Source organism: Nonomuraea sp. NPDC050691 (assembly GCF_040654455.1).
GTDB lineage: Bacteria > Actinomycetota > Actinomycetes > Streptosporangiales > Streptosporangiaceae > Nonomuraea.
Window position 1 is genome coordinate 14516 of record NZ_JBFAIA010000066.1, and the last position, 25980, is coordinate 40495.

The 25980-nt window shown below is 72.7% G+C and carries 20 protein-coding genes; 8 read left to right on the top strand and 12 right to left on the bottom strand.

The annotated features are described in order from the left end of the window. Positions 1–197 precede the first annotated feature (197 nt). Entirely contained in the window at positions 198–1118 is a 921-nt protein-coding gene (locus AB0H81_RS23310) for a 2-hydroxyacid dehydrogenase (RefSeq protein ID WP_358378116.1), read from the bottom strand. A 29-nt stretch (positions 1119–1147) separates the two neighbouring features. On the opposite strand from AB0H81_RS23310, the gene AB0H81_RS23315 reads away from it, so the two are divergent. Further along, complete coding sequence (locus AB0H81_RS23315; protein ID WP_358378119.1) at positions 1148–2311, top strand: PQQ-dependent sugar dehydrogenase; 1164 nt, start codon at positions 1148–1150, stop codon at positions 2309–2311. A 57-nt stretch (positions 2312–2368) separates the two neighbouring features. Here the strand turns inward: AB0H81_RS23315 and AB0H81_RS23320 are convergent, their stop codons facing one another. The 3 genes from AB0H81_RS23320 to AB0H81_RS23330 all read right to left on the bottom strand — a co-directional run bounded on the left by AB0H81_RS23320 (position 2369) and on the right by AB0H81_RS23330 (position 6816). Continuing rightward, complete coding sequence (locus AB0H81_RS23320; RefSeq protein ID WP_358378122.1) at positions 2369–4420, bottom strand: VanW family protein; 2052 nt, start codon at positions 4418–4420, stop codon at positions 2369–2371. Positions 4421–4513: 93 nt separating this feature from the next. Beyond that, a complete protein-coding gene (locus AB0H81_RS23325; RefSeq protein WP_358378125.1) occupies positions 4514–5221 on the bottom strand; it encodes a response regulator in 708 nt (235 codons plus the stop codon). Next, a complete protein-coding gene (locus tag AB0H81_RS23330; protein ID WP_358378128.1) occupies positions 5218–6816 on the bottom strand; it encodes a sensor histidine kinase in 1599 nt (532 codons plus the stop codon). The genes AB0H81_RS23325 and AB0H81_RS23330 overlap by 4 nt, the downstream gene beginning before the upstream one ends. Positions 6817–6951: 135 nt before the next feature. Between AB0H81_RS23330 and AB0H81_RS23335 the strand changes: the two genes are divergently transcribed. From AB0H81_RS23335 to AB0H81_RS23345, 3 genes are read left to right on the top strand one after another with little or no spacing between them, the layout of a single operon-like run. Further along, the gene (locus AB0H81_RS23335) at positions 6952–7932 is read left to right on the top strand and encodes a tripartite tricarboxylate transporter substrate binding protein (RefSeq protein ID WP_358378131.1); all 981 of its coding nucleotides are present in this window, start codon (positions 6952–6954) and stop codon (positions 7930–7932) included. Next, positions 7932–8477: a tripartite tricarboxylate transporter TctB family protein gene (locus tag AB0H81_RS23340; RefSeq protein ID WP_358378134.1), complete on the top strand. Its 546-nt coding sequence runs from the start codon at positions 7932–7934 to the stop codon at positions 8475–8477. Before AB0H81_RS23335 ends, AB0H81_RS23340 begins: the two co-directional genes overlap by 1 nt. Beyond that, entirely contained in the window at positions 8478–9998 is a 1521-nt protein-coding gene (locus AB0H81_RS23345) for a tripartite tricarboxylate transporter permease (RefSeq protein WP_358378137.1), read from the top strand. A gap of 162 nt (positions 9999–10160) precedes the next feature. Here AB0H81_RS23345 and gatB read toward each other — a convergent pair whose 3' ends face one another. From gatB to AB0H81_RS23375, 6 genes are all read right to left on the bottom strand, one after another. Then, complete coding sequence (gene gatB, locus AB0H81_RS23350; RefSeq protein WP_358378172.1) at positions 10161–11648, bottom strand: Asp-tRNA(Asn)/Glu-tRNA(Gln) amidotransferase subunit GatB; 1488 nt, start codon at positions 11646–11648, stop codon at positions 10161–10163. An 11-nt stretch (positions 11649–11659) separates the two neighbouring features. Beyond that, entirely contained in the window at positions 11660–13150 is a 1491-nt protein-coding gene (gatA, locus tag AB0H81_RS23355; RefSeq protein ID WP_358378140.1) for an Asp-tRNA(Asn)/Glu-tRNA(Gln) amidotransferase subunit GatA, read from the bottom strand. Further along, positions 13147–13446 carry an Asp-tRNA(Asn)/Glu-tRNA(Gln) amidotransferase subunit GatC gene (gene gatC, locus AB0H81_RS23360; protein ID WP_101787882.1) on the bottom strand — a complete coding sequence of 100 codons (300 nt, stop codon included), beginning with the start codon at positions 13444–13446 and terminating at the stop codon, positions 13147–13149. Before gatC ends, gatA begins: the two co-directional genes overlap by 4 nt. A gap of 127 nt (positions 13447–13573) precedes the next feature. After that, positions 13574–15646, bottom strand: coding sequence for an EAL domain-containing protein (locus AB0H81_RS23365; RefSeq protein WP_358378143.1), 2073 nt, complete (start codon positions 15644–15646; stop codon positions 13574–13576). 493 nt (positions 15647–16139) lie between these two features. Next, a complete protein-coding gene (ligA, locus tag AB0H81_RS23370; protein WP_358378146.1) occupies positions 16140–18329 on the bottom strand; it encodes an NAD-dependent DNA ligase LigA in 2190 nt (729 codons plus the stop codon). 75 nt (positions 18330–18404) lie between these two features. Beyond that, entirely contained in the window at positions 18405–19394 is a 990-nt protein-coding gene (locus AB0H81_RS23375; protein WP_358378149.1) for a methionine synthase, read from the bottom strand. Between the two features lie 23 nt (positions 19395–19417). Between AB0H81_RS23375 and AB0H81_RS23380 the strand changes: the two genes are divergently transcribed. Further along, positions 19418–20050: an MBL fold metallo-hydrolase gene (locus AB0H81_RS23380; protein ID WP_358378152.1), complete on the top strand. Its 633-nt coding sequence runs from the start codon at positions 19418–19420 to the stop codon at positions 20048–20050. Between the two features lie 25 nt (positions 20051–20075). On the opposite strand, the gene mnmA is transcribed toward AB0H81_RS23380, so the two are convergent. Next, entirely contained in the window at positions 20076–21134 is a 1059-nt protein-coding gene (gene mnmA / locus AB0H81_RS23385) for a tRNA 2-thiouridine(34) synthase MnmA (RefSeq protein ID WP_358378155.1), read from the bottom strand. A 147-nt stretch (positions 21135–21281) separates the two neighbouring features. Between mnmA and AB0H81_RS23390 the strand changes: the two genes are divergently transcribed. Beyond that, positions 21282–22361, top strand: a complete 1080-nt coding sequence (locus AB0H81_RS23390) for a DUF695 domain-containing protein (RefSeq protein ID WP_358378158.1) — start codon at positions 21282–21284, stop codon at positions 22359–22361. A gap of 83 nt (positions 22362–22444) precedes the next feature. On the opposite strand, the gene AB0H81_RS23395 is transcribed toward AB0H81_RS23390, so the two are convergent. Then, positions 22445–23608 (bottom strand): cysteine desulfurase family protein, encoded by a 1164-nt coding sequence (locus AB0H81_RS23395; protein WP_358378161.1) that lies wholly within the window; start codon positions 23606–23608, stop codon positions 22445–22447. Between the two features lie 53 nt (positions 23609–23661). Between AB0H81_RS23395 and AB0H81_RS23400 the strand changes: the two genes are divergently transcribed. Continuing rightward, entirely contained in the window at positions 23662–24180 is a 519-nt protein-coding gene (locus tag AB0H81_RS23400) for a TetR/AcrR family transcriptional regulator (protein WP_358378164.1), read from the top strand. Positions 24181–24686: 506 nt separating this feature from the next. Further along, positions 24687–25880, top strand: a complete 1194-nt coding sequence (locus AB0H81_RS23405) for an MFS transporter (protein ID WP_358378167.1) — start codon at positions 24687–24689, stop codon at positions 25878–25880. The last annotated feature ends 100 nt before the right edge of the window (positions 25881–25980 follow it).

The window sequence follows — 25980 nt, forward strand, 5'->3', positions numbered from 1 at the left end:
CCCGGGTGGTGACAACGCCTATGTCGTCACCGATCTGATAACCGCGCGGACCAATCTGCTCCGAGAACTTACTTGACAGTGAGTCAGGAATCGTTGGTAGAAGCAACCGTACGCACCGAAGGTCACGGTGCAGCCACTTTCCGGAATCCTCTCAGTACGCGTCGCCGCCGCCGGCCGGTTCCTGCCCGCTCAGGGGGTCAGTACGCGTCCGTTATCACGTTGTTGAGCGGCTCTCCCGCGAGGTGGCGAAGCAGCTGGGAGCGGACCAGGCGCAGCAGCCGGCGGCCGGAGGCGGGGGTGCTGCCGGCGACGTGCGGCGTGATCAGCACGCCGGGGGCGCCCCACAGCGGGTGCCCGGCGGGCAGCGGCTCCGGCGCGGTCACGTCGAGGGCGGCGCGCAGCCGCCCGGTCTTCAGCTCGGCGACCAGCGCGTCGGTGTCGACGACCCCGCCTCGGGCGGCGTTGACCAGCAGGGCGCCGTCCTTCATCCGGGCCAGGAACGCCGGGTCCACCATGCCGGCCGTGTCAGGCGTGGCGGGCACGAGCAGGACGACGACGTCGGCCTCGGGCAGCAGCGCGGGCAGCTCGTCCATGCCGTGGACCCGGCCGTGCTCGCCGTCGCGGGCGGTGCGCGCCACGCGGACGACGTCGACCTCGAAGCCGTCGAGCCGCCGCTCCAGCGCCGCGCCGATGGAGCCGTAGCCGACGATCAGCACGGTGGCGTCGGCCAGCACGCCGGTGTGGTGGTAGGTCCACTCGCCGCGCCGCTGCGCGTCCACGAACCCGGGGAACTCCCGCAGCACCGCGATCATCGCGCCGACCGCCCACTCGGCGGTGCCCGCGTCGTGCACGCCGCGCGCGTTGCACAGCACCGCGCCCTCCGGCACGTACGGCCGGTACGGCTCGACCCCGGCCGTCACCGTCTGCAGCAGGCGCAGAGAGGTCATCCGGGACAGGATGCCCGGCACGTCGGGCACCGTGACGAGCGGCGGGATCCAGACCTCGACCTCCTCGACGCCCTCGGGCAGGGGCCCGGAGCCGTCGTACACCGCGCACTCCACGCCGGGGAGGTCGGACAGGACATCGGCCACCGCGTCGGAAGGAACCCAGATCCTCATGCCGAGAACCTTACGACCTGGAGGGAAGTATGAACCACATGATGAAGTTCAGGAAGATCCTTCTGGTGGCGGGGCTGGCGGCGGCCGTGGGGGCGTGCTCGGCCACGGGCGGGACGGCGAACGGCGTGACCGGCGGGGACGGGACGACCGGAGCGGCGACGGCCCCGCCGCCCGCGGATCCGCCCTCGGCGACGGCGGACGACCCGGGCAAGGGCTCCCCGCCGGCCGGCACCGCGCAGCCGGGCGAACCGCGCACCGTGGCCCGCGACCTGGCGGTGCCCTGGGCGATGGCGTTCCTGCCGGGCGGCGACGCCCTGGTGACCGAGCGCGACACGGCGCGGCTGCTGCGGGTCACGCCCCAGGGGCGCGTCACCGAGGTGGCCACCGTGGAGGGGGTGGAGCCCGACGGCGAGGGCGGGCTGATGGGCGTGGCGGTGAAGGGTGAGCAGGTGTTCCTGTACTTCACGGCCGCCGAGGACAACCGGATCGTGCGCTACGGCTTCGCCGGCGGCCGGCTGGGCGAGCCCAAGGTGATCGTGCGGGGCATCCCCAAGGGCGGCATCCACAACGGCGGCAGGCTCGCGTTCGGCCCCGACGGCTACCTGTACGCCACCACGGGCGAGACCGGCGAGGACGACCTCGCCCAGCAGCGTGACTCGCTGGGCGGCAAGATCCTGCGCATGACCACGGACGGCGCCCCCGCGCCGGGCAACCCGTTCGGCACGCTCGTCTACAGCCTCGGCCACCGCAACGTGCAGGGCCTGGCCTGGGACCCCTCCGGCCGCCTGTACGCCTCGGAGTTCGGCCAGAGCGCCTACGACGAGCTCAACCTCATCAAGCCGGGCGCCAACTACGGCTGGCCGGAGGTCGAGGGCCGCGGCGACGACCCGCGCTTCACCAACCCCGTGGTGACCTGGCCCACGTCCGAGGCGTCGCCGTCGGGCCTGGCCTACGCGGCCGGGTCGCTGTGGATGGGCGCGCTGCGCGGCCAGCGGCTCTGGCAGATCCCGCTGGACGGCGCGGGCCGCGCGGGACGGCCGGTGGCCCGCTTCACGGACGTCTACGGCCGGCTGCGCGGCGTGGTGGCGGCGCCCGGCGGGACGCTGTGGGTGTCGACCAGCAACAAGGACGGGCGCGGCTCGGCCCGGCCGGGTGACGACCGCATCCTGTCGGTGCCGCTGCGCACCCCGTAGCCCGGGAGGCGCCTCCTGTCGGTGCCGCTGCTCACCCCGTAGCCCGGGGGCGCCGCGTCACTCGGCCGCGCAGATCACCTGGGCCTGGGGACGGTACTTGGTGGTCTGCTTGCGGTCGCGCTTGACCTCTTTGCCGTCGTTGACGAACACCCGGGTGACGTCGATCGTGAAGCCCTGCACCCCGGTGGCGGGCACGCACGCCGGGTCGCTGCTGGTCTGGGTGCGGAACGCGGTGAAGTCGCGCTTCTCCGACTCGACCGCCTGGACCTTGTCGTAGCGCCGGGTGCTCCACAGCGTGACCGTGACCGACGTTCCGGTGGTGGCGGTCTTGATGAGCACCCCGTAGTCGGAGTCGTTGCGCCACTTCAGGTCACGGTCCGGGTAGAGGAGCGCCGCGTCGCGGCCGGCCGGGTAGCGGACGGCGTAGTAGTCCATCGGCGTGCGCTCGACCTCCTCGAACCCGGCGAAGTACGCCGCGTTGTAGAGGGTGGTCGCGAACTGCGAGACGCCGCCGCCGACGATGTTGACGAGCCGGCCGCCGACGATCTGCCCGGCCTCCACGTAGCCGCCCTCGCGGGTGCGCTCGCCGGTGGCGTCGTTCAGCGAGAACGTCCGGCCCGGCCGCACCACGACGCCGTCGAGGTCGGCGGCCATCCGCTGGATGTTGGTGGCCCGGGGCTGGCAGCACTCGAACGTGGTGGTGAACTCGCCGACGTTCTCCTTGATGCCGAGGCCGCTCACCTCGCTGGTCGCGATCTCCGGCTTGACCGTGGCCAGCTTCACCGGGATGACGCGGCTGCCCTGCCCGGCGACCACCTTGGCCACGTCGGCGGCGAGCCGCTCGGGGTTCACGCCCCGGCCGGTGCGCGCGCGCACGAGGACGGGTTTGCCGTTCACGATGTCGTACGTGGCGTCGCGCGGGGCCTGCGCCTCGTCGATGAGACCGCTCTCCACCGTGGCCAGGGCCTTCTCGGCGTCGAAGCGTGGCACCAGCTCGCCGTCGCCGTCGCCGTCGGCGGTGAAGGTGAGGCTGGCGGCGATCGTGGCGGGCGGGATCTGGACCTGCTTGCCGTCGAGCGCCAGCGAGATGGGGGCCGTGACGGCCCGCTCGGCCAGGGCCTTGGCCTTGGCGACGGTCTCGGGGGTGCTTTCGGGCTTGGCGGGCCGCAGGGTGAGGATGACCGACTCGCGCCCGCCGCGGAAGGCCGCGTCGATGGCGCGGACCGCGTCGTCGCGGTCGAGCAGCACGCCGTCGCGCGGCTCGGTCACGACCGGCCGCAGCCCCTCGAAGGCCACCTTGCCCTCGCGCGGCACCTTGTCGTGGCTCTCGGCGAGCCCTTCGACGGTGCGGGTGAGCTGGGCGACGTCGATGGTCACCTTCGGCTCCAGGTCGGTGGTGCCGGTCAGCCCGCGCCACACCTCCACGGGGCCGGGGAAGCCGCTGCGGGCCTGGCCGATCGTGCCGACCACGTCGAGCTCCAACCCGGCGTCCTCGGCCTGGATGATCTCCTTCTGGCCGCCGATGTCCACGGTTACGGGCTTGTTGAGCTTGACGGACAGCTCGTCGCGGAGCTTGTCGGCCGCCTGCGTGACGGTCAGGCCGCCGATGTCCACGCCGCCCACGCGGGTGCCGCGCAGCACCGAGCCGGACATCAGCACCGCCGGCACCAGGTACGCGAGCAGGGCCAGCATCACGAGGACCAGCAGCACGGCGGGCAGCAGGCGGCCGCGGCGGGGTGGCTCGGGCTCGAGGAAGGCGGGCGACAGGCCGGGCTGTTCGGGAAGGCCGAAGGTGGCGGGGCGTGAGGTCTCCGCCCGGGGCCGGCTCACCGGCCATGGCTGCACGGGGGCCGCCATCGGGGGCAGCGCGCTCTTGCCGGAGGCCTCGGGGCCTTTCGGCGGGCCGCCGTCCTGGGAGCCGTTCGGTGGGCCGCTCTGGCCCGGGGGTGGCGCGGGACGTGGTGGCGGCGCCGAGGGACCGAAGATGTCGGGTGACACGCCGGGAGGCAGGCCCTCGATCCGCGGCCTCCTGCTCGTGGTGCCCGAGGTGGGCAGGGGCACCGAGGAGAAGGGGTCTGTCGGCGAGTCGATCGGCCCGGCGTTACGCACGCCTCAATCTCCTCCCGCTCCGCTGCCACATCTTCAGGCAACAGTAAGGCACGAGCATCTGGATATGTCACGGAATCCGGCTACGGATGGATGTCAACCTCTCCACTGGTAGCGATGTTCGGGACGGCCCGCGGAGCCGTACCGGGGCCTCAGTTCGGCCCGGCCCTCAGCGCACAGATACTCCAGATATCGGCGGGCGCTGACCCGCGACAGGCCGGCCAGTTCGGCCGTCTCCGCCGCCGACAGGTCGCCGCCCGCCTCGCGCAGCGTCTCGGCCACCAGGGCGCAGGTGGCCGGCGACAGGCCCTTGGGCAGGGACGCGGCCTGGGAGGGCGTGCCGAAGAGCCGGTCCACGTCGTCCTGCCGGGCCTCGGGGCCGATGGAGGTGAGCCGCCGGCGGGTATCGGCGTACTGCCGGAGCCGCTCGGCCAGGGCGTCGGCGGTGAACGGCTTGATCAGGTAGTTGACGGCGCCGCGCCGCATGGACTCCCGGACCGTGGGCACGTCGCGGGCCGCGCTGATCACCAGCGCGTCGGTGTCGCGCAGGTCCTTGAGCACGTCGAGACCCGACATGTCGGGCAGGTAGATGTCGAGCAGGACGAGGTCGGGCCGGTGCCGCGCCACCTCGGCGAGCGCGTCGGCCCCGGTGTGCGCCGTCGCGACCACCCGGAAGCCGGGAACCCGGGCCACGTACCCGCAGTGGATGCGCGCCACCATGAAGTCGTCGTCCACGACGAGCACCCGGATCTCCCCCGGCTCGTCCCCGGCGTGCGGGGCGGTGGCCTCCGGGTCCCGCGTCATCGGGCCACCGCCTCGACCTGGGGCGGCAGCAGGGCCGTGAAGACCGCGCCCCGCTCGTTGCGCACCTTGACCCAGCCGCCCCGGCGCAGGCACACCTGCCGGGTCAGCGCCAGGCCGAGCCCGCGCGGCCCCGAATGGGCGGCCTTGGTGGTGAACCCCTCCCGGAACACCTCCTCCACCAGGTCCGGCGCGATGCCGGGGCCGGAGTCGCCCACCCGCACCCGCAGGCCGTCCTCGCCGGTCCGCACGGACACCTCGATCGTGCCGGCCGCGCCGTCCAGCGCGTCGATCGCGTTGGCCACCAGGTTGCCGACCACGAGGACGGCGTCGCGCGGGTCGCCGAGCGAGCCCTCGGGCACGGCGGAGTCGTCGGCCAGCACCAGCCGGGCGCCGCGCTCGGCCGCCTCGGCGGACTTGGCCAGCAGCAGCGCCGCGAGCGTCGGCTCCTGGACCCGTTCGCGCAGGTCGGCGGCGTAGGCGGTGCCGGTGCCGCGGGTGATGAAGCCGATCGCGGCATCGTGCTCGCCCAGCTCCAGCAGTCCGACGACCGTGTGCATGCGGTTGGCGAACTCGTGCGCCTGGGCCCGCAGCGCCTCGGTCGCGCTGCTGGTGTCGTCCAGCTCGCGGGCCAGGCGGATCAGCTCGGTGCGGTCGCGCAGGGTCGCCACCCAGCCGCGGTGCTGGCCCCGTACGGACACGGGGGTGCGGTTGAGCACCAGCACGCGGTCGCCGTGCAGCACGATCCGGTCCTCGCCCGGGTCGGCGCCGCCCAGCACGTCGCGCATCCGGTCGGAGACCGGCAGCCGGGTCAGGTCCTCGCCCACGAGGTCGTCGCCCACGGCGCCGAGCAGCTCGCGGGCGGCGTCGTTGACCAGCGTCACCCTGCCCGTGAGGTCGAGGGCGAGCACGCCCTCCTTCACGCCATGCAGGACGCCCTCGCGCTGCTCCAGCAGCGCGGCGATCTCCTTCGGCTCCAGCCCGAAGGTCTGCCTGCGCACCCGCGCGGTGATCAGCGCGGCGGCGGCGAGCCCCGACACCAGGACGGCCAGCGCGGTCCACAACAGCGGCGGCAGCGCGTCCGCGAGCTGGCCGGTGACCGTGGTCTGCAGCACGCCCACCGACACCAGGCCGATGACCTCGCCGTACTCGTCGAAGATGGGCGCCTTGCCGCGCACCGTGGTGCCGATGGTGCCCGTCTCGGTGCCGACCCAGCTGCGGCCGGTGTTCAGCACGGTGGTGCCGTCGGTGGACAGCTTGCGGCCGATCAGCGCGGTGTTGGGGTGGGCGTAGCGGGTCTGCTCGCGGTTGGCGATCACCACGTAGTCGGCGCCGGTGGAGTGCTGGACGCTCACCGCGAGCGGCTGGAGCACCGTCTCCGGGTTCTTGAGGTCGAAGGCGTCGCGCACCTGCGGGAGCGCCGCGACGGACTGGGCGATGGCCAGGGCGCGCTGCTCGTGCAGCGCGTCGAGCTGGTCGCGCGTGTGCTCGGCCCACACGCCGGCGGTGCCCCCGACGGCGAGCAGCACGATCACCATCTGGAGCACGAAGAGCTGCGTCCCGAGGGACGCGTCACGTACTCGTCTCACCCGACTCATGGAAACATCCGCAGGTCACAGTGGGGTAGCGACCAGAAAGACCTAAAAGACTACTATCAGATAAAGCTCGACTCCTTCCGGGACGGACTTCACCATCCAGGTTTCATACCGTGAAATCCCCCCTTTGGAGTTCTCATGCGGATGCGTATAGTCGCCGCTCTCGCGGCGATCTCTCTTGCCGCGCTGACCGGCTGCGGCGAGAACGCCGGTGGCGGCGGCACTTCAGGCGGCACCGGCACACTGCGGATCATGGCGCCCGCCTCGCCCGGCGGCGGCTGGGACCAGACCTCCCGGGTGGCCGAGCAGGCGATCAAGACGGCCGACCCCAAGCGCCGGGTCGAGGTCTACAACGTCCCGGGCGCGGGCGGCACCATCGGCCTGTCCCAGCTCGCCGGCGAGAAGGGCAACGGCAACCTGCTGATGACCATGGGCCTGGTCATGCTCGGCGCGATCGAGCAGAACAAGTCCAAGGTCACCCTGGCCGAGACCACGCCCATCGCCAAGCTGACCGAGGAGTACGAGATCGTCGTGGTCCCGGCCGACTCCCCGCTCAAGCAGCTCTCCGACCTGGTCGCGGCCTGGAAGGCCGACCCGGCCAAGGTGTCCGTCGCCGGCGGCTCGGCGGGCGGCACCGACCACATCGTGGCCGGCCTCATGGCCAAGGCCGCGGGCGTCGACCCCAAGCAGGTCAACTACATCGCCCACTCCGGCGGCGGCGAGGCGCTCAACGCGCTGCTCGGCGGCAAGGTCACGATCGGCATCTCGGGTGTCGGCGAGTTCGCCGAGCACGTCAAGTCCGGCAAGCTGCGCGCCCTGGGCGTCACCTCGGCCCAGCCGATCTCCGGCCTCGACGCGCCCACCCTCAAGGAGGGCGGCCTGGACGTCGAGCTGGCCAACTGGCGCGGCTTCGTGGCGCCCGGCGGGATCAGCGAGGGTGACAAGAAGGCCCTGACCGACCTGGTCACCAAGATGCACGACTCGCAGACGTGGAAGGACGCCGTCGCCAAGAACGGCTGGATCGACTCGTTCCAGACCGGCCAGCAGTTCGCCGACTACCTCAACTCCGAGCAGGCCCGGGTCAAGGGCATCATCGCCGAGATGGGGCTCGTGTCCTGATGTCCACCCCAGACACACCCGTACGCGCCCCCTCCGGGGGGCCCGCGGCCGGTGAGGAGCCACGTCGCTGGTGGCGGCCCGAGCTGGTGCTCGCCCTCGTGGTGCTGGCGCTGGGCGTGCTCGTCATCATCGGCACGCTCAACGTGTCGGCGGCGGCCTCCCAGCTCGGCATCGGCCCGCGGTTCTTCCCGACGCTGGTCGGCGGCGCGATGATCGTCGTGGGCGTGTTCTACGTGATCGACGTGCTGCGCGGCGGCAAGGGTGACCCGGAGGAGAGCGAGGACGTCGACGCCGACGCCCCCGCCGACTGGCGCAGCGTCGCCCTGGTGAGCGGGATCTTCCTGGCGTTCGTCACCGTGCTCAACGTCGTCGGCTGGATCATCGGCTCGGCCCTGCTGTTCTTCGGGCTGTCCTTGGCGCTCGGCGCCGAGCACAAGGTGCGCGCGGCGGTCGTCGGGGTGGTCGTGGGGGTCGTGACGTATCTGCTGTTCGTCAAGGGGCTGGGCGTGACGCTGCCGGCCGGCTGGCTGAGGGGGGTGCTGTAGGTGGAGTCGCTCCAGCTCCTGATCGACGGGTTCGGCGCCGCCCTGACCCCCGTCAACCTCCTGTACGCGCTGGTCGGCGTCACCCTCGGCACCCTCGTCGGCGTCCTGCCCGGCATCGGGCCGGCCATGACCGTGGCGCTGCTGCTGCCGATCACGTTCACGGTGCCGCCCGCGAGCGCGTTCATCATGTTCGCCGGCATCTACTACGGCGGCATGTACGGCGGCTCCACCACGTCGATCCTGCTCAACACGCCCGGTGAGTCGTCGTCGATGATCACCGCGCTGGAGGGCAACAAGATGGCCCGGCGCGGGCGGGCCGCCCAGGCCCTGGCCACGGCCGCCATCGGCTCGTTCGTGGCCGGCACGATCGCGACCGCGCTGCTCGTCGTCGCCGCCCCGGCGGTGGTGGCCTTCGCGATCTCGTTCGGGCCGGAGGACTACTTCGCGCTGGCGATCCTCGCGTTCACCGCCGTGTCGGCCGTGCTGTCGCGCTCGCTCGTACGCGGCCTCGCCTCGCTCGGGCTCGGCCTGGTGATCGGGCTCATCGGCATCGACCAGCAGACCGGGCAGGCGCGGCTCACCATGGGCATCCCGCAGCTCCTCGACGGCATCGACGTGGTGATCGTCGCGGTCGGGCTGTTCGCGCTCGGCGAGGCGCTGTACGTGGCCTCCCGGCTGCGCCACGCCACGCCCGAGGTGGTGCCCGTGGGCCGGGCCTGGATGGGCCGCTCCGACTGGGGCCGCTCGTGGAAGCCGTGGCTGCGCGGCACCGCGCTCGGCTTCCCGTTCGGCGCGCTGCCGGGCGGCGGCGCCGAGATCCCCACCTTCCTGTCGTACGCCGCCGAGAAGCGCCTGGCCCGCGGCAAGGCCCGCGAGGAGTACGGCAAGGGCGCCATCGAGGGCGTGGCGGGACCGGAGGCGGCCAACAACGCCTCCGCCGCGGGCACGCTCGTGCCGCTGCTGACGCTGGGCCTGCCCACGTCCGCGACGGCCGCCATCCTGCTGGCCGCTTTCCAGCAGTACGGCCTGCAGCCCGGCCCGCAGCTGTTCGACCACAACCCCGCGCTGGTGTGGGGCATGATCGCGTCGCTGTTCATCGGCAACACGATGCTGCTGGTGCTGAACCTGCCCCTCGCCCCGCTGTGGGCGCGGGTGCTGCGGATCCCCCGGCCCTACCTGTACGCCGGGATCGTGGTGTTCGCCGCCCTCGGCGTCTACGCGCTGAACGGGACCGTGGTGGACCTGGTCGTGCTGTACCTGCTCGGTCTGCTCGGGTTCGCGATGCGCCGCTTCGGGCTGCCCGTCGCGCCGGCGGTCATCGGCATGATCCTCGGACCGATGGCGGAGATCCAGCTCCGCCGGGCCCTGGCCATCGGCGCCGGCGACGTGACCGTGCTGGTCAAGAGCCCGGTCGCCGTGGTGCTGCTGCTGCTCGCGCTGGGCGCGCTGCTCACGCCGCTGGTGCGCAAGCTGGCCGTGCGCAAGGAACTCGCGCCGACCGTCATCCACGAACAGGATTGACCACCGGTTTCCCGGGCACAGCGATCAGTGCTTCAGGGGAATCCAGGGATGTGCTGAGGCCCCGCCGTTCATCCGCCGGCGGGGCCTTTCGCACGTCCAGAGCTCTTCGGATGACTCCGAGCCTTGGATCACTCCGAGCCTTGGGTCACTCCGAGCCTTGGGTCACTCCGAGACGCCCAGCTTCTCCAGGATCAGCACCCGCGCCCGGGCCGCGTCGGCCTTGCCGCGGCTGGCCTTCATCACGCCGCCGACCAGGGCGCCCGCTGCGGCGATCTTGCCGGAGCGGACCTTCTCGGCCGCGTCGGCGTTGGCCGCGAGGACCTCGTCGATGATCGCGGACAGCTCGCCCTCGTCATTGACGATCTTGAGGCCGCGCTTGTCGACCACCTCGTCCGGCGTGCCCTCGCCGTTCAGCACGCCCTCGAGCACCTCGCGGGCGAGCTTGTCGTTGAGCGTGCCGGAGGCCACCAGCTCGGTGACGCGGGCGATGTGGGCCGGCGTGATCGGCAGCTCGGCGAGCGTGGTGCCGGTCTCGTTGGCGCGGCGGGCCAGCTCGCCCATCCACCACTTGCGCGCGTCGGCCGCCGGGGCGCCCGCCGCGACCGTCGCCTCGACCAGGTCGATGGCGTCGGCGTTGTGCATGGCCTGCATGTCGAGGTCGGACAGTCCCCACTCGGCCTGCAGCCGCTTGCGCTTGAGCGACGGCAGCTCGGGCAGCGCCGCCTTCAGCTCGGCCACCCACGCCGGGTCGGGCGCGATCGGCACCAGGTCGGGCTCCGGGAAGTAGCGGTAGTCCTGCGCCTCCTCCTTGGACCGGCCGGACGTGGTCGTCCCGGTGTCCTCGTGGAAGTGCCGGGTCTCCTGCACGATCCGGCCGCCGCCGGCGAGGACCGCGCCCTGCCGCTCGATCTCGCTGCGCACGGCGCGCTCGACGCTGCGCAGGGAGTTGACGTTCTTGGTCTCGGTGCGGGTGCCCCACTCGGACGAGCCGCGCGGCATGAGCGAGACGTTGACGTCGCAGCGCAGCGACCCCTCCTCCATGCGCACGTCGGAGACGCCGAGGGAACGCATGATCTCGCGCAGCTCGGTGACGTACGCCTTGGCCACCTCCGGCGCCAGCCGGTCGGCGCCCGGGATGGGCTTGGTCACGATCTCGACCAGCGGGATGCCGGCGCGGTTGTAGTCGACGATCGAGTAGTCCGCGCCGTGGATGCGGCCGGTCGCGCCGCCCACGTGGGTGGACTTGCCGGTGTCCTCCTCCAGGTGGACCCGCTCGATCTCGATGCGCACGGTCTCGCCGTCGACCTCGACGTCGATGTAGCCGTCGAAGCAGAGCGGCTCGTCGTACTGCGAGATCTGGTAGTTCTTCGGCATGTCCGGATAGAAGTAGTTCTTCCGGGCGAAGCGGCACCATTCGGCGATGGAGCAGTTCAGCGCCAGGCCGATGCGGATCGTCGACTCGATCGCCTTGGCGTTGGCCACCGGCAGCGAGCCGGGGAACGCCAGGCAGACCGGGCAGACCTGCGTGTTGGGCGGCGCGCCGAACGTCGTGCGGCAGCCGCAGAACATCTTCGACGTGGTGCCCAGCTCGACGTGCGTCTCCAGGCCCAGCACCGGCTCGAACCGGTCGAGCGCCTCGTCGTAGGACATCTTCGTGGTCGTCACAGTGCCGGAGCCTCCTTCAGCAGCGGGCCGCCCCAGCGGCTCTCCAGGGCCTTCTCGACCGCGGCGGCGACACGGTAGCAGCGGTCGTCGCCCAGCACCGGCGCCATGATCTGCAGGCCGACCGGCAGGCCGTCCTCGTCGGCCAGGCCGCACGGCACGGAGATCGCCGCGTTGCCCGCCAGGTTGGCCGGGATCGTGCACAGATCGGCGAGGTACATCGCCATCGGGTCGTCGGCGCGCTCGCCGATCGGGAACGCCGTCGTCGGCGTCGTCGGCGAGACCAGCACGTCCACCTGGTGGTAGGCGGCCTCGAACTCCCGCGCGATGACCGTGCGCACCTTCTGCGCCTGGCCGTAGTAGGCGTCGTAGTAGCCGCTCGACAGGGCGTACGTGCCGAGCATGATGCGCCGCTTGACCTCGGGGCCGAAGCCGGCGGCCCGGGTCAGCGCCATGACCTCCTCGGCGCTGCGGGTGCCGTCGTCGCCGACGCGCAGGCCGTAACGCATGGCGTCGAAGCGCGCCAGGTTGGAGGAGCACTCCGACGGCGCGATCAGGTAGTAGGCGGGCAGCGCCGTCGCGAACGACGGGCACGACAGCTCGACGACCTTGGCGCCGAGCGACTCCAGCAGCGCCACGGCCTCGTTGAAGCGGGCCAGCACGCCCGGCTGGTAGCCGTCGCCGCCGAACTCCTTGACCACGCCGACCCGCAGGCCCGCCACGTCACCCTGCCGGGCCGCCTCCACCACGGAGGGCACCGGCGCGTCGATGGAGGTCGAGTCGAGCGGGTCGTGCCCGGAGAACGCCTCGTGCAGCAGCGCCGTGTCGAGCACGTTACGGGCGAACGGGCCCGGCGTGTCGAGCGAGCTGGCGAACGCGATCAGGCCGTACCGGGACGAGCCGCCATAGGTCGGCTTCATGCCGACGATGCCGGTGACCGCCGCGGGCTGCCGGATCGAGCCGCCCGTGTCGGTGCCGGTGGACAGCGGCGCCTGGTACGCGGCTACGGCCGCGCTCGAACCACCCGACGAACCGCCGGGGATCTTGTCCAGGTCCCACGGGTTACGGGTCGGGCCGTAGGCGGAGTTCTCGGTGGAGGAGCCCATCGCGAACTCGTCCAGGTTGGTCTTGCCCAGGATGACCAGCCCGGCCTCGCGCAGGCGGCGCGTCACGGTCGCGTCGTACGGCGGGCGCCAGCCTTCGAGGATCTTGGACGCGGCCGTGGTCGGCATGTCGTGCGTGCTGAAGATGTCCTTGTGCGCGATCGGCACACCGGCCAGCGGGCCGAGCCGCTCACCGGAACGCAGCCGCTCGTCGACGGCGCGTGCCTGGCCGAGCGTCACCTCCCGGTCGACGTGCAGGAACGCGTTGACCTTGGGCTCGACCTCGGCGATGCGGTCGAGGTGCGCCTCGGCCACCTCGACGGCCGACACCTCGCCGGCCGCGATCATCGAGCCCAGCTCGGCGGCGGTCTTACGGATGAGACTCATGCCTCCTCCCCGAGGATGCGCGGCACCCTGAAGCGGTCGTCCTCGACGGCGGGGGCGCCGGAGAGCGCCTGCTCGGGCGTCAGGGACTGTCGCACCTCGTCGGCACGGAAGACATTGGTCAGCGGGAGCGCGTGCGACGACGGCGGCACGTCCTCGGCGGCGACCTCGGCGACCTTCGCGACCGACTCGATGATGGCATCGAGCTGCGTGGCGTAGTGGTCGAGCTCGTCGTCGGTGAGCGCCAGCCTGGACAACCGGGCCAGGTGCGCGACCTCGTCGCGGGTTATGGCGGACATGAGTCGTTGAACCCGTTTCGTGGATGGAGTTTGGACACTCACATCCTAGGGGCCGTGACGGAACGCCTCCGAACCATTGACACCCTGGCAACACGCCCGGCCTCCACCCGTGGGGCTCGGACGGCCGCTAGGCCGTCTGGGTGACCTCCGGGCGGTAGCCGTACTCGATGGCGGACGAGGGCTCGAAGCGGTCGCGCAGCCACACCGTGGCGTCGGCCGGGGACATCGGCTTGCCGAACAGCCAGCCCTGGCCGAGGTCGCACCCCATCTCGGCCAGGCGCAGCGCCACCGCGTCCGTCTCGACGCCCTCCGCGACCGAGCGCAGCCCGAGCGAGCGGACCAGGTCGACGATGGAGCGGACGATCCGCGCGTCGTCCTCGGAGTCGGCGATGCGCCGCACGAACGACGCGTCGATCTTGACCTCGGAGATGGCCAGCCGCTGGAGCCGGATGAGCGAGGAGTAGCCGGTGCCGAAGTCGTCGAGCGCGAGCGGCACCCCGAGCGCGGCCAGCGCCTTGATCGCCTCGTGCTGGTAGGCCTGGTCGCCCATGAGGATGCGCTCGGTGACCTCCAGCTGGATGGCCGCCGGCGGGAGCTGGTACTTGGCCAGCCCCAGCTCCAGATGCTCCGGCAGCGCCGAGTCGAGCAGGTCGCGGGCCGAGATGTTGACCGAGACCCGCACCGGCAGGCCCGTGTGCCACCAGCGGGCGGCCTGCTCCAGCGCGTTCTCGATGACGTACGCGGTGAGCTGGCGCATCAGGTAGGACTGCTCGGCCAGCGGGATGAACTCCGACGGCGCGATCGGCCCGTGCACCGGGTGCCGCCAGCGCAGCAGCGCCTCCACCCCGTGGACGGTGCCGTCGGTCAGGCTCACCTTGGGCTGGTAGTGCAGCCGCAGCTCGCCGTTGTCGACGGCGCGGCGCAGGTCGCCGAGCAGGTTGAGGCGCTCGGGCGAGTTGCGGTCCTTGTTGGGCTGGTAGAGCTCCACGCCCGTGCGGCCCTCCTTGGCGAGGTACATGGCCACGTCGGCGCGTTGCAGCAGCAGCTCGAAGTCGGGGGCGTGGTCGGGGTAGAGGGCGATGCCGACCGAGCCGTCGAGGTCGAACGTCATGCCCTCCAGGCGGACGGGCTCGGTCAGGGCCGCCCGCAGCCGGGCCGCCACCTCGCGCGCCGCGTGGGCGTCGCGGATCGAGGGCAGGAGCACGGCGAACTCGTCGCCGCCCAGCCTGGCCACCACGTCGCCGGGCCGTACGGAGTGGGTGAGCCGGTGGGCCACCATCTGGAGCAGCCGGTCGCCCACCGGGTGCCCCATGGTGTCGTTGACCTCCTTGAACCGGTCGAGGTCCAGCAGGAACAGGCCGACCCGCTCCTCCTGGCGGGCCTCGGCCAGCGCCTCCTCGGTGCTCACGATGAGCATCTTGCGGTTGGGCAGGCCGGTCAGCTCGTCGTGCAGGGCCTGGTGGTCGCGGCGCATCGACAGCGTCGCGGTGAAGTAGACGGCGGCCAGCGGCGCCACGAACAGCGGCACCATCTCGGGCGCCTGGCTCATGACGACCACGACCAGCGGCGCGAGGCCGAGCAGCCCCGCGTACACGAGGCTCTGCGGGCCGACCGAGGCCCTGATCACGCGCGCGATCGACCGGCGCTCGTGCAGGGCGACGGCGCCGCTGACCAGCGCGGCCCGCACGGCGAAGTAGGCGACGCCCGCGATGCCGATGGCGGCCAGGTCGCCCCCCTCGGGCACCCACGGCCGGGCGGGACTCGGCACGATCCCGAACAGGCCCAGCACCACGGCGGCGGCGGTCAGCGCGAGCGTCGACTGCGCGGTGTTGAACATCACCCGATGCCAGGCCCGGCGCGTCACCACCCCGTTGATCGCGACGGCCACGCACTGCGTGAGCACCGCCACGGGCAGACCGAAGTGCAGCAGCACGGCGAAGGTGAACATCGTCGAGGGATACGTGCCGCCGACCAGGGCCGCCGAGGACACCATCACGGGCCGCAGCTCCCCCAGGATGACCAGCACGGCCAGCACCCAGAACAGGGACGTGCGGGCCAGCTCCATCATCGGCTCGGGTTCCAGCCTGAGCAGGGACACGGCCAGGGCGGTGAAGCCGATCGCGGTGATGCCCGCGAGGTACGCCCACAGGGGCGTACCGACGCGTGGTCCTGTGTCGCGGGTGTCGGTTGGGTCAGTCATCGGTAAACAGAACCCCCATCAGGTCACTATGGGAGGGTACGACCTTTACCCCACTTCGCGAAACCAACCGCGTACGTTCCGTCACTTCTCCTAACGGACATATGCCCGGAAAGCACACTGTGTAGACAGCATATCGACGCTCTGTACCTGCGCGGGCGAGTTTCAGCCCTTTTGCTACCCCTGAATGTGATCTGTTCTCCCTCCGGGCGTGTCGCCCCGCGTGGACGCCGCACCGCGGACGGGCCGCCGCCAGGCGGGGCACTCCCGGGGGCTGTGGGTTGCCTCGGGGTGTCCCCGCCGGTGGAAGGGGGCCGAGAGGTCGGCGGCCGTGGGCTGGAGGGGCGCCGAGAGGTCGGCCACCGGGGCAGGGAGGGGCGCCGAGGGGTTCGTCGCGCGAAGGCGTGAGGACGCGAGGGCGGGCGCGCCTCAGGGGCGCGGGCGCGCCCTCACCCCTGAGGATCCGCGAGGGCGGGCGCGCCGCCCGGCGCCACGGTCACTGCTCGGGCTTCACCGCCACCTTGGCCGCCTCCTCCGGGCCGTCCTTGAGGAGGGTGTCGAAGCCCGCCTCGTCCAGGATCGGCACCCCCAGGCTGACCGCCTTGTCGTACTTCGACCCGGCGTTCTCCCCCACGACGACGAACGCCGTCTTCTTCGAGACCGAGCCCGCCACCTTGCCGCCCCGGCTGGTGATCGCCTCGGCCGCCGTGTCGCGGGTGTAGCCCTCCAGCGTGCCCGTCACCACGAAGGTGAGCCCGTCGAGGATCTGCGGCCCCTTCTCCGGCGCCGGCTCGTCCTCCATGCGCACCCCGGCCGCGCGCCAGCGCTCGACGATCTCGCGGTGCCAGTCGACCTGGAACCATTCGCGGATCACCGCCGCCGTGCGGGGCCCGATGTCCTTGACCGCGGCCAGTTCCTCCTCCGAGGCGTTCATGATGGCGTCCATCGAGCGCATCTCGCGGGCGAGGAGCTGGGCGGTGGGCGGGCCGATGTGGCGGATCGACAGTGCCACGAGGACGCGCCACAGCGGCACCTGCTTGGCCTGCTCCAGCGACTCCATGAGCTTGACCGCGTTCTGGCTGGCCTCGCCGCTGAGGTTGGAGAAGAACGAGACGACCTTCTCCTCGCCCGTCCTGGGGTCGATCTTGGGCAGGCCGCTGTCCATGTCGCGCACCACGGAGCGGATCGGGATGAGCTGGTCGAGCGTCAGGTCGAACAGGTCGGCCTCGGTGCGCACCACCGGCTCCTGCGGCGGCAGCGGCTGGGACAGCGCGGTGGCCGCGACGTAGCCGAGGCCGTCGATGTCGAGGGCGTAACGCCCGGCCGCGAAGTAGAGGCGCTCGCGGATCTGCGCGGGGCAGCCGCGCGCGTTGGGGCAGCGCAGGTCGGCGTCGCCCTCGCGCTCGTAGGCCAGCTCGGTGCCGCACTCGGGGCAGTGCGTGGGCATGACGAACTCCCGCTCGGAGCCGTCGCGCAGCGCCGCCACCGGCCCGACGATCTCGGGGATGACGTCGCCCGCCTTGCGCAGCACCACGGTGTCGCCGATGAGCACGCCCTTCTTGACCACGATCGCGGCGTTGTGCAGGGTGGCCCGCTCGACCGTGGACCCGGCCACGGACACCGGCTCCATCACCCCGAACGGCGTGACCCGGCCCGTGCGGCCGACGCCGACCTGGATGTCGAGGAGCTTGGTGTTGACCTCCTCCGGCGGGTACTTGTAGGCGATCGCCCAGCGCGGCGCCCGGGAGGTGGAGCCCAGCTCCCGCTGGAGCCGGAAGTCGTCGACCTTGACCACCACGCCGTCGATCTCGTACGCGGGGTCGTGCCGGTGCGCGTGGTAGTGCTCGATGAACGCGTCGACCTCGGCCGGGCTGCCCACGACCCGGTACAGGTCGCTCACCGGAAGCCCCAACTCGCGCAGCCGGTCGTACATCTCGGACTGCGTGCGCGGCGGGGTGGCGCCCTCCCAGACGCCGACCCCGTGGACGATCATGCGAAGCGGGCGCTGCGCGGTGACGCGCGGGTCCTTCTGCCGCAGCGTGCCGGCCGCCGAGTTGCGCGGGTTGGCGAACGGCGGCTTGCCCTGCTCGACGAGCTGCTCGTTGAGCGTCTTGAAGTCGGCGACCGGGATGTAGACCTCGCCGCGCACCTCGACCAGGCTGGGCACGTCGTCGCCCTTGAGGCGGTGGGGCACGCCCTTGATGGTGCGGACGTTGGCCGTCACGTCGTCACCGGTACGGCCGTCACCGCGGGTCGCGCCGCGCTCCAGCCGGCCGTCGCGGTAGACCAGCGCCACCGCCAGCCCGTCGATCTTGAGCTCCACGAGGTACGGGGCCGGGTCGCGCTCGGCGAGCCGCTCGGCGCGCGCCTGCCAGGCCGCCATGTCCGCGGCGTTGAAGGCGTTGTCGAGGCTCTCCATGCGGGCGAGGTGGTCGACCTTGGCGAAGTCGCCCGAGACCGGCGCGCCCACCTTCTGGGTCGGCGAGTCGGGCGTCTGGAGCGACGGATGCGCCGCCTCCAGCGCCAGCAGCTCGTTGAACCAGGCGTCGAACTGGGAGTCGCTGACCGTGGGCTGGTCGAGCACGTAATAGCGCCAGCGGGCCTCCTCGACCAGCTCCGACAGCTCCGCATGGCGCTTCAGCGCCTCCACCGGCACGCCCCCGGTCTCGGTGTTCAGCTCGCTCACGCCGGCACTCCTTCCTCTGACGACCCCTGGGAGAACGCTATCGCCGAGCACTGACAAGAATGGCCTGGTGAGAGGTCATCCGGCGGCCCCCGCCTCCGGATCCTCCCTGAGCACCCGGCCCGCCTTGCGGCAGGCCGCCAGGGCCGCCCTCGCGTACGCGGGAGAGGCGCCGGCCAGCCCGCACGACGGCGTCAGCACGACCTGCTCCGCCAGCCGTTCGGCCGCGAACCCGAGGCGCCGCCACAGCTCCAGCGCGGGCTTGGCGACGACGCCCACGTCGGGCAGCCGCGTGTCGGTGCCGGGCACCACGCCGAGGAACAGCAGCAGCCCCGCCTCGACGGCCTCGCCGACCGCGTCCTCGTCGCGCCGCCGGACGAGGGAGGCGTCCACGGAGACGCCGCGCACGCCCGCTCTGCGCAGCACGCCGTACGGCACGGACGGCGCGCAGCAGTGGACGACCGGCGACGGGAACCCGCGCAGCGACTCCTCCACCCGCCACTCCTCCACGGCGGGCAGCCGCCCGAAGCCCGAGGCGGTCGGCACGGTGCCGGCCAGCACCCCCGGCAGACCCGGTTCGTCGAGCTGGAGCACCACCTCGGTGACGCCGGGCAGGCGCCGCCGCACCTCCGCGACATGGTCGGCCACGCCCTGCGCGAGGGAGTCGGTCAGGTCGCGCACCGCCCCGTGGTCGGACAGCACCTTGTCGCCGTGGCGCAGCTCCAGCGCGCCGGCCAGCGTCCACGGCCCGCACACCTGCACCTTCAGCGGCCCCTCGTAGGCGTGCCCGACCTCCTCGAGGCCGTCGAGGTCACGCCTGAGGTGGTCGACGGCCCGCTGGTGATCACGCCCCGGCCGCCCGGTCAGCCGCCAGCCGGACGGCTGCACCTCCACCGGCAGCTCGACCAGCAGCGCCGCCGTACGGCCGATCATGTCGGCGCCCACGCCCCGCGCCGGCAGTTCCGGCAGGTACGGCAGCCCCGGCAGCTCGCCGAACACGACCCGCGCCGCCTCAAGGTGATCCTGGCCCGGATGCGACCCGACCCCGGTGGCCTCCCACGTCAACATGGGACAAGCGTAGGCTCTCCAAGATGAAGCTCATCAAGTACGGCCACGCATGCGTGCGACTGGAGAAGGACGGCAAGGTCCTCGTCATCGACCCGGGGATGTTCAGCGAGGCCGAGGCGCTGGACGGCGCCGACGCGGTGCTGATCACGCACCAGCACGCCGACCACGTGGAGCCCGAACGGTTGAAGACCGCACCGGCGGGCCTGGAGATCTGGACGTGCGAGGCGGTCGCCGCGGAGCTGGCCGAGGTGCCGGCCAAGATCCAGACGGTACGCCACGGCGACGCGTTCGAGGTGGCGGGATTCGGTGTACGGACGTTCGGCGAGTGGCACGCCGCGAACCATCCCGACATGCCGATCGTGCAGAACGTCGGATTCATGATCGAAGACGAGGTGTTCTATCCGGGTGACGCGCTCACGGTGCCCGGGGTGGAGGTGCCGACGCTGCTGGTGCCCACCACCGCGCCCTGGCTGAGGTTGCCGGAGGTGGTCGAGTACCTGCGCACGATCCGGCCGGCGCGGGCGTACTCGACGCATGACGCGCTGTACAACGAGGTGGGGCTGGGCCTGCTGGACACCTGGCTCGAGCTGGAGGCCGACAAGCAGGGCGCCGACATCCGGCGGATCCCCGTCGGCGGGTCGGTCGACCTCGGCTGACCCGGCCCTCGGCTGAACGCGTCTGTCAGGCGGCGTGGGCGATCGTGGCGCTGCCGATGACGGTCGCGCCGGAGTAGAGCACCGCTGCCTGGCCGGCGGCGACGCCCGTGGCCGGCCGGTCGAGCTCGATGCGCAGCCCATCGCCGGTCTCCTCGAAGCGGCACCCGTACACCTCGCCGTGCGCGCGGAGCTGGACGGTCAGGGCGTCGAGGCTCGACGGGCCGTTCCACACCGGACGGCCGCACGTGATCGTCGTGACCTCCAGCGCCGAGCGCGGCCCCACGGTGACCGTGTTGGACACCGGCTCGATCGACAGCACGTAGCGCGGCCTGCCGTCGGCGGCCGGCCGGTCGATGTGCAGGCCCTTGCGCTGGCCCACCGTGAACCCGTGGGCTCCCTGATGGCTGCCCACCACCTCGCCCGACTGGTCGACGATCCGCCCCTCGGCGGCGCCCAGCCGCTCGGCCAGGAAGCCCCGGGTGTCGCCGTCGGCGATGAAGCAGATGTCGTGGCTGTCGGGCTTGTCGGCGACGGTCAGGCCGCGCCGGGCCGCCTCCTCGCGCACCTCGGTCTTGGTGGAGTCACCCAGCGGGAAGATCGCGTGGCTGAGCTGCTCGCGGGTGAGCACGCCCAGCACGTATGACTGGTCCTTGGCGTGGTCGACGCTGCGCGAGAGCACGCCGTCGACGAGCCTGGCGTGGTGGCCGGTCGCCACGGCGTCGAACCCGAGCGCCAGCGCCCGGTCGAGCACCGCCGCGAACTTGATCTTCTCGTTGCACCGCAGGCACGGGTTGGGCGTGCGGCCCGCGGCGTACTCGGCCACGAAGTCCTCGACCACGTCGCGCTGGAAGCGCTCGGCCATGTCCCAGATGTAGAACGGGATGCCGATCACGTCGGCGGCGCGGCGCGCGTCACGCGAGTCCTCGATCGTGCAGCAGCCCCGGGCACCCGTGCGGTGGGATCGGGGATTGGCCGACAGCGCGAGATGGACACCGGTGACCTCGTGACCGGCCTCGGCGATCCGGGCGGCGGCCACGGCTGAGTCGACGCCGCCCGACATGGCGGCAAGCACACGCAATCCCATGACGTTCCAAGCGTACTGTCCGATGGAGGGTGCGCCTCGCGCCCGGTGCGGCCCGGTGCGGCTCGGCGGCGGCTCACAGGCGGCTCGGAGGCCGGCCGGCGGCGTCCAACGTGCGAGGACGTGCGCGGTCTGGAAGGATGCACGGCTATGCGACTGTTCGGGCGCAAGGACGGCGAGGACGGCACCGGCGGGAACGGGACGGGCGGCCCGGGTGGCGGCGTGCCCGCGTTCTGGACGTGGTGGGAGGAGGCGCGGCCCCGCGTCGACTCCCTGGTGGCCGCCGACGACATGGCCGGCCTGGCGGAGCTGGTCGAGCCCGCCGTGAGGGCGCTCCACCCCGGCCTGACGTGGGAGCTCGCCCCCGGCAAGGAGGCGGCCCACGCCCTGGTGGTGACCTCCGCGGGCGACGCCGAGCTGCGGCCCCTGGCCCACCGCTGGGCCGGGGCGGCGCCGGAGAGCGACCTGCTGTGGGAGTTCCACCCGTCGCGGCAGGCCGACCCGCGGGCGGCGGAGCGCACGCTCGACGTGGGCGAGCACACGTTCGGGCTGGACAAGCTGACGCTCGGGCTGCGCGTGCCGCGTGACGGCTCACGCGTCGACGTGTCGGCCTACCACCCGGTCTTCGCCGACCTCGACGAGGACGACCGGCTGGAGGCGACGCTGCTCGCCCTCGACTGGCTGCTGGGCGAGGACGACGTGGCCCGGTGGGTGGGCGAGATCGCCCCGGTGACGTTCGAGCCGATCGACGCGGTCGCCGCCGCGCACCTGCCGGCCGTGGTGGCCGACCTGGCGACGGACCTCGCGCCCGGCGCGGGCGAGGAGCAGTGGGCGCTGCTTGAGGGGCAGACGGGCGGCGGCGCGCCGCTGACCGCGGCCGCCCGCCATCCGCTGCGGCCGGTGGACCATCCGCTGTTCGACCAGCACGTGGAGATCGCGCTGCCGTACCGGCACCGCGACGAGGGCGGCCAGCCCGCCGGCGACTCGCTCGCCGCGCTGCGCGCCTTCGAGGAGCGGCTGTCGGCCGGGCTGCTCGACCGGCGGGAGACGGCCCTCCTGGCCGTCCACCTGAGCGCCGAGGGGGTGCGGGTCTTCCACCTGTACGCCGACCCGGACGGCGACGCCGCCGCCTGGGCCAAGGAGCTGGCCAAAGGGTGGAACGAGGGCAAGGCGCGGGTGGCGGTGACGGACGACCCGGCCTGGACCGCGGTCGCCCCCTTCCTCACCTGATCACCGGCGGAACCTGATCGCCGGCGGAACCTGTCGCCGAGGAACCTGATCACCGGCAGAACTGATCAGCAGCGGAGCGGCGGTCAGCCGAGGCCGGCGCGGCGGGCGCGCTCGACGGCCCCGGGCAGCACCTCGATGAGCCGGTCGACGTCGTCGCGCGTCGAGGTGTGCCCCAGCGAGAACCTGAGCGACCCGCGCGCCGACACCGCGTCGGCGCCCATGGCCAGCAGCACGTGGGACGGCTGCGCCACGCCCGCCGAGCAGGCCGAGCCGGTCGAGCACTCCACGCCCTTGGCGTCGAGCAGCATGAGCAGCGCGTCGCCCTCGCAGCCGGGGAAGGAGAAGTGGGCGTTGCCCGGCAGCCGTTCGGCGGGGTCGCCGTTGAGCACCACGTCGGGCACCGCCTGGCGTACCCGCCGGATCAGGTCGTCGCGCAGCTCCGCCAGCCGTAGCCGCTGGCTCTCCTGCTCCTTGACCGCGACCCGCACCGCGGCGGCGAAGCCCGCGATGGCGGGGGCGTCGAGCGTGCCGGAGCGCACGTCGCGCTCCTGACCGCCGCCGTGCTGGACGGGGACCGGCGTCAGGCCGCGCGCCAGCAGCAGCGCGCCGACCCCGACGGGGCCGCCGATCTTGTGGCCGCTGACGGTGACCGCGTCGGCCCCCGACCCGGCGAACGACACGGGCAGCTGGCCGACCGCCTGCACCGCGTCGGTGTGGAACGGGATGTCGTGGTCGCGCGCCACCGCGGCGAGCACGTGGACCGGCTGGACGGTGCCGACCTCGTTGTTGGCCCACATCACGCTGACCAGGGCGACGTCGCCGGGGTCGCGGTCGATTGCGGCGCGCAGCGCGTCGGGCCGGACGCGGCCGAGCCCGTCGACGGGCAGGAGCTCCACCTGGGCGCCCTGCGTGTCGGCCAGCCAGTGGGCGGGGTCGAGGGCGCCGTGGTGCTCGACCGAGCTGATCAGAATGCGGCGGCGCGGGGCGCGCGCCCAGTAGAGGCCCTTGATGGCGAGGTTGTCGGCCTCGGTGCCGCCGGAGGTGAACACCACCTCGCTCGGCCGGGCGCCCAGCGCGTCGGCGATGCTCTCGCGCGCCTCCTCGACGACCCGGCGCGCCCGCCGGCCCGCCGCGTGCAGCGACGAGGCGTTGCCGACCTGGCCGAGCTGCTCCGTCATGGCCTCGATCGCCTCGGGAAGCATCGGGGTGGTCGCAGCGTGATCAAGGTAGGCCGACGGTCTGCTCACCCGCCAAGGGTATCCCGTTTGCCGCTGTACCGTCCGGACGGTACAGTAGGGCCATGAGACGGGACGAGTTGCTGGACGCCGCGGAGGATCTGCTCTGCGATCAGGGCTCGGCCGCGCTCACGCTCTCCGCCGTCGCCGACCGCGCGGGGGTGAGCAAGGGAGGCCTCCTCTACCACTTCAGCAGCAAGGAGGCCCTGATCAAAGGCATGGTCGAGCGTCTCATCGACGACTTCGACCAGCTCATGGCCGCCCAGGTGGGCGGCACCTACACCGAGCGCTACCTCACCGCCACGCTGGCGGCCGTCCGCTCGGGCCGGCTGCGACGATGGGCCGTGGTCACCGGGGCCTCGGGCAACCTGTTCCTGCTGGCGCCGCTGCGCGAGGCCATGTCGCGCTGGCATCGCGAGGGGCTGGGCGAGGAGCCCGACCCGCTGGCGTCCCAGGTGGTGCGCCTCGCGTGTGAGGGGCTCTGGGACGTGGCCAGCCACGACCCGGGGCTCAACACCGAGGGCGACCTGCTGGCCCTGGAGGCCCGCCTGCGCGCGCTGCTGAAACCTCCCCAGGCGCCGTAGCCTACGAGACCCCGGAGCGGCGCGGATTCCCGAGGAATCGGGCGAGCCGTAAAAGGGTGGGCCGGATGGAAATAAGGCGGCCCACCGTGGTGTTCCAGGCTCTGGCCCGGGGATCAGCCCCGGTCAAGGCGGCCGGTGCGGGGACGCACGGCGCCCACCTCACGTGGGCCCGTTTCCCCCGCGTTCCGGCCCATGGCCCACACGGAGAAGAGGCGCGTCGCGCCCGACGGGCGTTCACCGTGCCGCGGCCACGGCGGCACCAAGCCGCGCCCCCGCCCAGGACGCCGGCCACCCGGCGGGCGTCCGCATGCCCACAGGCGCCGGCCCCCCACCGACGCCCGACTCCGTCCCCGAGGGCCGCGGTACCCCCGCCGCGCCCGACCGAGCCCCCCACGGCGCCGCCCCTGGGGGATGCCGGCCCCCCGCCGGCGTTCCCCCCCGCGAGCAGGCGCCCGCTCCCCCCGACTTTCTAATGACGTTCGTGACGCTCTGAGAGGTGTGCTGTGATGGCGAAGGACCTGCGGATGGCCCGGTACGGGGCCATTCTGACGTTCGTGATGGCCGGACTGATGGTGGGCACGATGACCGTGCGCATCCCGGCGTTGACCGACAAGCTGGGCCTGTCGGAGTCCGTCGTGGGCACCATCCTGCTCGTCTGGGGCCTCGGCGCCCTCGTCACCATGCAGTCCATGCGCCGCGTCATGGCCCGCCTCGGCAGCAGGACCGTCCTGCGCGTCGGCGGGCCGCTCACGGCGCTCGGCCTGGTGGGCGTGGCGTTCGCGCCGAACCTCCCGGTCCTCCTGGCCGCCGCCGCGTTCTTCGGCCTCGCGTTCGGCATGGTGGACATCGCGATGAACGCGCAGGGCTCCACCGTCGAGCGCGCCTACGGACGTCCCCTGATGAACGGCATGCACGCGGGCTGGTGCGTCGGCGCCATCTCGGCGGGCGGGCTGGGCAGCCTGTCCATCGCGCTGGGCCTGTCCTTCACCGCGAACCTGGCGCTGGTCGGCCTGTTCTCCCTGCCGGTGATGATCCTGGCCGGCCGCGCGTACCTGGCCGAGGCCCCCGCCCGGGAGTCCGGGACGGCCGCGCGGCGCCGCATGCCGCCGATCGTCTACCTGCTGGGCGCGCTGATGTTCTTCGCGTTCATGGTCGAGGGCACGGTCGCCGACTGGAACGGCCTGTTCATGCGTGACTCGCTGGGCGCCCCGGAGGCGGTGGCGGCGCTCGGCTACCCGGTGTTCGAGGCGGGCATGCTGCTGGCCCGGCTGACCGGCGACCGGCTGCGGTCGCGGTTCGGGGTGCGCGGCATGCTGACCGTGTCGGGGCTGGCCACGGCCGGGTTCTTCACGGCCGTGCTGGCGGCCCCCGCGCCGCTGATGGCGGTGATCGCGATGTTCTTCGTCGGGCTCGGCGTGGCGACGATCTCACCGATGACCCTGTCGCTCGCCGGCTCCGCCACGGACAACCCCGGGCCGGCGATCGCCCAGGCCGGCGCCATGGGGTACGCGGGGCTGCTGCTCGGCCCGGTCGTGATCGGGTACCTGTCGGACGCCACCTCGCTGCGTACCGCGCTCGGGCTCGCGGTGGTGCTCGGCCTGCTGATCGCGCTCGCCGCGCGCCTGCTGCCGCGCGAGGAGCCCGCGGCGGTCCAGGTGCTGCCCGCGCGTGAGCGGGAGCGCGTGGAGGTCGCCGCCTGAGACCCCAGACTCGGGGTGTCACGCGAACGGCACTCCTCCCCCGCCCGGGGGAGGAGGAATGGCATGAGCCGGGGTCGAGCCGAGGGCGAGCAGACCGGCG